The sequence below is a fragment of the Njordella calcicola genome, assembly GCF_056494125.1.
In genome coordinates, this window is record NZ_JBWOZO010000003.1 from 1 (window position 1) to 2,096 (window position 2,096).

The 2,096-nt window shown below is 44.9% G+C and carries 2 protein-coding genes; one reads left to right on the forward strand and one right to left on the reverse strand.

Annotated features, from left to right (window positions below):
- On the forward strand, positions 1–225 hold a 225-nt coding region (locus SH302x_RS27755), incomplete at its 5' end, for a hypothetical protein (protein ID WP_479369337.1).
- Between the two features lie 199 nt (positions 226–424).
- Here the strand turns inward: SH302x_RS27755 and SH302x_RS27760 are convergent.
- On the reverse strand, positions 425–1,240 hold the full coding sequence (locus SH302x_RS27760) for a hypothetical protein (RefSeq protein ID WP_479369338.1): 816 nt from the start codon (positions 1,238–1,240) through the stop codon (positions 425–427).
- Positions 1,241–2,096: the final 856 nt, after the last annotated feature.

Consider the following 2,096-nt stretch of genomic DNA (forward strand, 5'->3'; position numbering starts at 1 on the left):
TCAAGAACTCCGATTGTCGCTTCGGAGCGTAAGGCTCCAGTTGGTTCCGCTGCAGCCAGTGCGATCATAAACGAATTTGTTATAGGCCATCGACACTCATTCTCCGCATTCTCTCACCATCTTTCAATGTCACTCACTGTCGTCTTTAATTTGGTCGATACTTATTTTTATTTTTCCATTGGAGGATTTACACAGTTGCAAAATCCTTTGGTTGGAGATTGCTAACAATTCGCAAAATTTCCTTGTATCTGGAATTCCACACGTTCGATCCTCTTCGTTGATAAATCGATTGTTGAATACGAAGCCTCACCAAGTAACGCAATACTTGCATCACCTAGGAATTCGACTGACTGACTGTCTAATGTGCTAAGGTCTGAGAATTGATGGGTCATCGCTCCTGAGTCGAGGTCCCAAATCATTAATCTTAACGTCGCTCGTGCAGAGGATGCATCGGCTCGCTTAAGTCATCCGAAATAACAACTGCAACGAATCGGTTACTCGACGAAACAGCCATCCGTCCTGGGCCTTGTTTTTTGTGTAATTGCTTCGTGTATTCAAGCACATTGCGTTCTAATCGATTGTGTCCAGAAGCGCTTAGACGCCAGACGCAAGGGTATCCATCGGCTGATATTAGACCAACCAAATTCCTTCTTTCGTCCACGAATGTGCTTGCATGCAAAAACCAGTCGCCAGCTTGATTTTCGACGTTTAGTTCAAACTCGTTAAACTGTCGTGGATCAGAATTGAGGTCCTTAAACTGGTAGAGAAGCAATTTATGGTCATTTGGAGGCCTACCATAGTCAAAAAACACAAACGCATTAATTGTGGTAAATACTCCCGTCAACAGACTCGATTCAGGTGATAATTGCAGCTTGTGAGACCTATCTTGTTTGTCTATTAGGTAAAGCTCCGGAGATTCTCGATACCGTAACTTGAAACACAGCCACGCGTTGTCTGATGGCATATACACGACGTCATCGAAATATGCAGGAAAGGTTTTAGTATTTAGAATCTGCAAGCGGTTAGGGTCATCCGTCATACGCAGTTTCGTATATATGGTCCCATCCGCGGTGGGATTGCTTTCAACAGTTGAAAAACTATTCACCGTCAGAACGTGGGGTCTCGCGTTAAAACTCTTTTCTTCAAAGTTTTTGAGCAATATCGTGCTAGCATAATCGCTGTCGGAAGACCGGCATCCGATTGCCATAGCTAATAATAGCATCCATCGCGTAATCGACATTTATTTCACTCATTTTCTAATCGGATTGTCAGTTGAGTCTTTAAAGAATCGGAAGGGTTTTCCAGAACACCCGTCTACGAATGGCTTCTGATACCATTCTACTTTTATCTGCAGTACAGAAATACCTTTCGCCACCATCCTCTAATGCGAGCGGATCTCGTGGATGAATCGGTGACGGTCGCCGCTCTCCTTTCTGGCCATACACATCACAACCCGTTGATGAGGCAATCTTCTTTCGAACCTCAGTCTGCTCCCAAGGATATCCACCTCCACAAGTGTAGAAAAAAATCGAACAACCAGAGCAAGTATTTCCTTCCAATGCAGTGCGAATGCCAGTCTCAAGAGCTTTGTCTTGAGTTGGTAAGACCTGAATAGGTTCAGAACCAGGTTTCTTATTTTCACGCCACCCTTCTGCCCCTGATGACCGACAAACAGTATCTCGCAACATCCACGAGACGAAATGATCGACGGAATCGTGGAGGGATCTTCACGACACCGCTATATCCGTCATTATGCGGTATTGAATCAACTCCCATAGACCAATAACCATTTTCATTATAGGGAGGGAAGTAAAACACGCATCGTTTGTTCTTTTCTTATGATCGAAAGTTAGCGGACCATCCAGTGGATTGTGGCTAGGCAATCCCCAGGAGTTGTCTGGAACTGGCCGTGGCGGCGTGTAAACCGTTTCCAAGCCACTTGGATCAAGTTTGTTTAGAACTCTTAAAACAAGAAAACCGTACAGATTATCCCCTCTCTGTTCCCATTCGGCTCCTTCCTACAAACCTTCCACTATGCCCACTTATCCATCTTGCCCTGAAGTAATGCAATCCGACGGGATGATCCCACTCGCGGG

Excerpts from the sequence above, each read along its gene's own strand:
- SH302x_RS27760 (WP_479369338.1), bottom strand. The coding sequence starts at position 1,240 with ATGTCGATTACGCGATGGATGCTATTATTAGCTATGGCAATCGGATGC.